6 protein-coding genes are annotated in these 6,924 nt (G+C 65.9%); all 6 read left to right on the plus strand.

The window, feature by feature from the left end:
- Positions 1-88: 88 nt before the first annotated feature.
- Entirely contained in the window at positions 89-1,174 is a 1,086-nt protein-coding gene (locus VHB27_RS16060) for an ABC transporter ATP-binding protein (protein WP_325602252.1), read from the plus strand.
- Positions 1,175-1,206: 32 nt separating this feature from the next.
- The gene (locus VHB27_RS16065; RefSeq protein ID WP_325602254.1) at positions 1,207-2,064 is read left to right on the plus strand and encodes an ABC transporter permease; all 858 of its coding nucleotides are present in this window, start codon (positions 1,207-1,209) and stop codon (positions 2,062-2,064) included.
- Entirely contained in the window at positions 2,061-2,900 is an 840-nt protein-coding gene (locus tag VHB27_RS16070; protein WP_325602256.1) for an ABC transporter permease, read from the plus strand. The genes VHB27_RS16065 and VHB27_RS16070 overlap by 4 nt, the downstream gene beginning before the upstream one ends.
- Before the next feature lie 262 nt (positions 2,901-3,162).
- Positions 3,163-3,378: a hypothetical protein gene (locus VHB27_RS16075; protein WP_325602258.1), complete on the plus strand. Its 216-nt coding sequence runs from the start codon at positions 3,163-3,165 to the stop codon at positions 3,376-3,378.
- A gap of 89 nt (positions 3,379-3,467) precedes the next feature.
- Positions 3,468-5,489 (plus strand): hydantoinase/oxoprolinase family protein, encoded by a 2,022-nt coding sequence (locus VHB27_RS16080; RefSeq protein WP_325602260.1) that lies wholly within the window; start codon positions 3,468-3,470, stop codon positions 5,487-5,489.
- Positions 5,489-6,924 (plus strand): hydantoinase B/oxoprolinase family protein (locus VHB27_RS16085; protein WP_325602262.1); only part of this gene is annotated, 1,436 nt, incomplete at its 3' end. The genes VHB27_RS16080 and VHB27_RS16085, both read left to right, overlap by 1 nt.

Raw genomic sequence — 6,924 nt, forward strand, 5'->3', positions numbered from 1 at the left:
TGCGGGTGCAGCACAGGCCGCCATCGCATATTGGCCGGCCATGTTTTCCGGTGCGCGCAGGCGCTGGGCCGCGCGGAGGCAGCGGGCGATGAGTCTCTCCGTTCCGCTGAGACTCGAAGGCATTAGCAAGCGTTTCGGTCACGTCCAGGCCTTGAAGCCGCTCACACTCGATGTGCGCGGCGGTGAGATGCTGGCCCTGCTCGGACCCTCCGGCTGCGGCAAGACGACCACGCTGCGCATCATCGCCGGATTCGAAACGCCCGATGAGGGCAGCGTCCTGATCGGGGAGAAGGACATCACCGAACTGCCGCCCAACAAGCGCAGCCTGGGTATGGTGTTTCAGAACTACTGCCTGTTTCCACACCTGACAGTCGGTGAAAACGTAGCCTTCGGGTTGAAGATGCGCGGCATTCCGGCGGCCGACCGGGCGAAGCGCGTCCGGGCGATGCTCGAACTCATGCGGCTCGGCAATTTCGAGGAACGCACCATTCACCAGTTATCCGGCGGTCAGCAGCAGCGGGTCGCTCTCGCCCGCTCCCTGGTGACCGATCCATCACTCCTGCTGCTCGATGAGCCACTGGGCGCCCTGGACAAGAACCTGCGCGAGAGGATGCAGTTCGAGCTCAGGGAGATTCAACGGCGCCTGGGCATTACCTCGATCCTGGTGACCCACGATCAGGAGGAGGCGCTCACCATGAGCGACCGTGTCGCCGTGATGGAAGCCGGCGCGATCATCCAGATCGGGGCGCCCACCGAGGTCTACGAAAGGCCGCACAGCCAGTTCGTCTCGGAGTTTCTTGGCACGGCCAACATCTTTCACGCGGTCGTGCTGAGGCGGGTGCAGCAGGACATGTGGGCCGTACGGCTGGAGCATGGAAAGGCGGAGATGCTGATCGCCTGCGCGGCGAACCTGGCATCGGGCGGTGCCGTCAAGATCGCCGTCAGGCCCGAGCGGTTGAAAATGGACGCTCCGGCGGGGGGCGGGATGCCAGCGATGGTGCGCGACGTCGTCTTCCGCGGCAGCTATTACGCTTACGAATTGTCGATCGCCGATCAGGCCAGCCCGATCTTCGTCTATACGCAGGCGAGGAAGGCCATCCCCGCCGATGGCGAGGTCACGATCGACTGGTCGCCGGAAAGTGCCATTCTCCTCGCGGATCAAGCGGCACCGTGACGTCGACCAGAACCGACGCCGGCGCGACCACCGTGCATCCCCGCGCCCGCAGGGCGCGCTTCCGTCTGGCCAGGCCAAGCTGGACCTGGCCTGCACTTGCCTACCTCTCGGTGTTCTTCCTGCTTCCCCTCATCACGAACCTCGTCCGCAGCGTCAGCACGGGCGAGGCGAGTTGGTCCAATCCATTTGTCTATTACGTGAAGCTCATTACCGATCGATATTACCTCGGGGTATTGTTGGAAACTCTTTTCGTCTCCATTGTGACGACGATCCTGTGCCTGCTGGTGAGCTATCCGATCAGCTACTTCATGGTCCGCAAGGCCGGACGGTGGAACGTGGTCATCGTCTTCTTCCTGGTGGCGCCTCTGCTGACGTCGATCATCATGCGGACCTTCGGTTGGACCGTCCTGGCGGCGCGTCGCGGATTGTTCAACACCTGGCTCATGGAAACGCACCTCCTCGCCCGACCGCTCGATGCATTGAACGGGCCGGTCATCGTGTATGTCGCGCTCGTCCACGTCCTGGCTCCATTCATGATCCTGTCGATCAGCGCGGTCCTGCAGACCGTCGATGTACGGCTCGAGGAATCGGCGAGACTCCTGGGCGCCGGACGCGTATCGACATTTTTGCGGGTGACCTTGCCGTTGAGCCTGGATGGCATAACCAACGGCTGCACCTTGGTTTTCGTGCTGACGAACGGCAGCTTCCTGACCATGCTTCTTCTGGGCGGCGGCACGATCAAAACGCTGGCACTCCTCATCTATCAGCAGTTCAACCTGACCCAGGATATCGGCTTCGCCGCGGCCATGGGCAACATATTGTTGATCATGGCACTGGTCTGCCTCCTGCTGCAGGCCAGGCTGGTACGCCGCAGGAACGTCAAGCAATGAGCAACACGACACAACACGGCCGTAGACGCATCCGTAAAGCGCGCCGCATCGACTGGGGTGGAGCCGCCCTGCTGCTTTACGTCATCGCCTTCCTGGTTTTCCTCGTGATGCCGATCATCGCCGTTGTTGCCGTCTCATTCTCCTCGGCCTCGTTCATCGTGTTTCCGATGCCCGGCCTGAGCTTGCGATGGTACGGGCGGATCATCGCCTACAGGCCCTTCATCGATTCGCTGATCGTCAGCATCGAGATCGCCGTCTGCTCGGCGACCCTGGGCGCGTTCCTTGGCGTGCCGGCGGTGCTCTGGGTCGCTCGCTCGCCAAGCCGTATCGCCAGCGTCGTCGCCAACCTGCTGCTCGCGCCCATCGCGGTGCCGGCCATCGTCCTGGGCTTCGCGCTCCTCTACTTGCTCTCGGATTTGATGCTCGGCATATCGTTCCTGTCGCTGCTGATCGCCCACACCGTCATTGCGATTCCCTATGTGGCGAGAACCACGTTCGCGGTCTACCGTGCGCAATCGCCCGATCTCGAGGAGGCGGCAGCCGTGCTCGGGGCCTCGCGCTGGCAGACGCTGCGTCATGTCACGGTACCGCTGATACGGCCTGGCATCTTCGCCGGTGGCCTGTTCGCGGTGCTCATTTCCCTCGATAACCTGCCTTTATCCTTCTTTTTTGGCAATTCGGACGTCAACACCCTGCCTGTGGTCATGCTCAGCTATATGCAGAACCAGTTCGATCCATCCATTGCGGCCATTTCGACCGTGCAGATGCTGATCGCGCTTGTTACGCTCGCTGTGGTCCAAGCCTTGTATGGGGTCGACCGCCTGATCACCACCTGAACATGTGTCCCAGTGGACCACCGGCCGACGAGGCTCGGTTCAAGGCGCCGCCTCGGTCAGCGGGGCCTACGCGAAGACGGTGCATAAATAGAAATTATGACGTTGCGTCGATTTCCAATTGGACGAATTCCGTAGCGTCGAACAAACTTTGCCAGACGGCATCAGGTTGGAGGCTCTGGTCGGCTGGCATGGATGACGAACGATCGGTCGTCTCTGCGGGGATGTTGAATACACAAACCGTCCCACGTCAGAGATATTCGGGTTGGATATTCATGTTCATGAGGAGGATGCCTGTTTGGTGTTTGGTATCACGCCGATGGCCCAAGCCTGGGGCAAGCCCTCCGCCGGCATCGGCAAATATCGATGCGAAACGTGGATGGCACGATACGGAATCGATACAAAAAGCCGGATGATGGACATGGCTGCCTCTGCATATGATGGACAAGGAAGCATTACCGGCCCTGCCGGTGGCAAATGAAACGACCGGCAGCTATGGGCTGCTGATATCACTGCAATGGACGCCGTGACCACGCGACAGCAAGTTGCCTGCATCGGTTGGAGGATTGAATGGCTTGCATGATCGGCGTGGATATCGGCGGGACTTTCGCCGATTTCGTGGCGCTGGATACCGGCAGCGGGCAGATGACGACGCTGAAGGTGCTGACGACGCCGCTTACGCCCGGCCAGGACGTGGGGACCGGGCTGCGGCGTCTCGTCGCCGAGGGCCTGTCGCCGACCGAGGTGGGACGCTTCGTCCACGGCACCACCGTCGGCGTCAACACCATCATTCAGCGCCGCGGTGCCCGCATCGCGCTGTTCACGACTGCCGGCTTCACCGACATGCTGGAACTGGCGCGGCTGCGCATGCCGGACCCCTACAGCCTGTTCTGTGAGAGGCCCGCGCCGCTGGTGCCGCGCGAACACGTGTTCCCGATCCACGAACGCATGAGCGCCAGCGGCGCCACCTTGCAAGCACCGAAAGAGGCGGATGTCGCCGCCGCGCTTGCCGCCGCCCGCGCCGCGGATTGCGATGTCGTGGTCGTCTCCTTCCTGCATGCCTGGCGCAAGCCGCTGCATGAAGAACAGGTCGCGGCGATGATCGCGCGGTTGGATCCCGCGATGATCGTGTTCCGCGGCAGCGAGGTCTGGCCGGCGATCCGCGAATATGAGCGCACCACCACCGCGGTGCTGAATGCCTATGTCCATCCGCGCATCGCCAACTACCTCGACCGGGTCTCGGCGGAGCTGGAAGGGCTGGGGATCACCGCGCCGCTGCTGCTGACGACGTCGGCCGGCGGGACCATGACCGCACGCCATGGGCGGCGCGACTGCGTGGGGATGCTGCTGTCCGGCACCGCCTCGGGCGTCGTGGGCGCCGGAGTGGTTGCCCGCGCCGCCGGCGTGCCCGCGGTGCTGACGCTCGACATGGGCGGCACCAGTGCCGACGCGGCGATCCTGATCGATGGCCAGCCCTCCTATTCTACCGGGCTCGCTGTGGGCGAGTTTCCCTTGGCGACGACGACCGTGGCGGTGACTTCCTCCGGGCAGGGCGGCGGCTCCATGGTGTGGATAGACCCGCAGGGCGTGCTGCAGGTTGGGCCGGAGAGCGCCGGCTCGACCCCCGGTCCGGCCTGTTTCGGTCGTGGCGGCACGCGCATGACGGTGACCGATGCGGCGCTGTTGTGCGGCATTCTGGGCCACGGCGCGCTGGGCTATGGCGCGATCGCGCCCAACGCGGCGCTGGCCGAGGACGTGGCACGCCCGCTTGCCGCGCAGCTCGGCATGGACCTCCAGCCCTTGGCCGAGGGCGTGTTGCATGTCGCGGTCAGCGGCATGCTGGTGCCGATCGAGCAGTTGCTGGCCCGCGCCGGCGTGCATGCCAGCGAGCTGACGCTGATGCCGTTCGGCGGCGCCGGGCCGATGCTGGGCGCGCTGCTGGCCGAGGCCGCCGGCATGACCCGGGTGCTGGTCCCCGCAGTGCCCGGCACGCTATGCGCGCTGGGCGCGGTCGCTGCGGCGATCCGGCGCGACACCATGCGTACCGTCCTGGCGCCGCTGGAAGCAGCGGAATGGCCGAAGATGCAGGCGATGCTGGATGCGCTTGCGGCTGAGGCCGAGGCCGGGGTGACCGAGATGGCGGGGCCGGGTGATACGACAACCCTGCGCGCCGCTGACCTGCGCTATCGCGGCCAGTCCTTCGAGTTGACCGTGCCGATCCCGGCCGAGGCGGGGCCCGAGGCGCTCGCCCGGCTGTTCCATGAGGCGCATGACCGCGCCTTCGGCCACGCCGAGCCCGGCGCGCCGGTGCAGGTGGTCAGCTTGCGCGCCTCCGCCACCCGCGCCGCCCCGCCGATCGCGATGCCGCGGGCGGAAGAGGTGCCGCACGCGGTGCAACCCGGCCTGCACGTGCCGCTGTACCTGCGCGGAGGCTGGCAGCAAGCCGGCCTGATCGATCGCACTGCGCTTGATCCCGGCGCGATGGTCCAGGGGCCGGCGATCGTGACCCAACCCGATTGCACCATCCTGGTGCCGGACGGCTGGCGCGCCCGGGTGGACGGGTTGCGCAACCTCCAGATGGAGCACGGCTGATGCGAACCGATCCGGTCACGCTGCAGGTGCTGCGCAACCACACGCGCGCCGCGGCCGAGAGCATGGCGACGACGCTGTATCGCACCGCGCACTCGACCTTCGTGAAGGAGACCGAAGACTTCACCATCCAGTTGCTCGACCGGCACGGCAAGTCCTGCGCGGTGCCGATCGACCTGGGCGCCACCTGGTATCCCGGGCTGGATTACGAGGCGGCGCTGGCGCTGGTGTCGGGCGGTTACCAGCCCGGCGATATCGCGATGACCAACGACCCGTATTCCGGGTTCCTGGCCACGCATTCCCCGGACATCGTGATGTGGAAGCCGGTGTTCCATGACGGCGAGATCATCGCCTTCACCGGCGGGCACATCCACAACGTCGATGTCGGCGGCGCGGTGCCGGCCAGCTTGTCGCGGACGCTTACCGATGTGCATCAGGAAGGCATCCGCGTGCCGCCCGCGAAGCTCTACCGCGCCGGCGTGCTGGACGAGGGCCTGCTGCGCATGATGCTGGCCAATGTCCGCGTGCCGGACCAGAACTGGGGCGACCTGAAGGCGCTGGTGGCCGCGGTGAACACCGGAGAGCGCCGGGTGTTGGAGCTGGTCCGCCGCTTCGGCGTGCGGACGGTGGTAGACGGGCTGGCCGACCTGCTGGACTACGCGGAAGCCCAGGCGCGGCGCGTGCTCGCCAGCGTGCCGGACGGCGAGTACCGGTTCACCGAGTACTGCGACGAGGACGGTGCCAACGGCAACCCGCTGCGTCTGTGCCTGAAGCTGACGATCCGCGGCGACGGCGCCGAACTGGATTTCGCCGGCACCGATCCGCAGACCTTGTCGTCGCTGAACGTGCCCACCGGCGGGCATTCCCGGCACTCGCTGCTGCTGGTCGGCGCCTATTACGTGCTGTCGGCGCTGCATCCGGGGATCACGCTGAATTTCGGCACCACACGCGCCTTCACCTGCCATGTCCCCGAAGGCAGCGTGCTCAACCCCCAGTTCCCGGCCGCCGTGGGGATGCGCAGCCTGACCTGCGGGCGGCTGCGCAGCCTGATCTTCGGCGCCTTCGCCCAAGCCGCGCCGGAGCGGATGCCGGCGGCGCCGGCGGGGGGGACCAGCATCATCAACATGGCGGCGGAGAACCCGCGCACCGGCAAGCGCAGCATCTCGTCCATCGCGCCGATCGTGGGCGGGGGTGGAGGGATGCCGCACCGCGACGGTACCGACGGGGCAGGGGCCGACGCCGCCTATCTGAAGAACAGCCCGGTCGAGATCACCGAATCCGAGGCGCCGGCGCGCATCCTGCGCTACGGGCTGATGCCCGACACCGGCGGGCCGGGTGCGCATCGCGGCGGGATGGCGCAGGTGCTGGAATTCTGCGCTACCGCGCCGGACGCCTTCGTTACCGCCCGCAACCGCGACCGCACCCTGTTCCAGCCTTG

This window comes from Rhodopila sp., assembly GCF_035548235.1.
GTDB lineage: Bacteria > Pseudomonadota > Alphaproteobacteria > Acetobacterales > Acetobacteraceae > Rhodopila.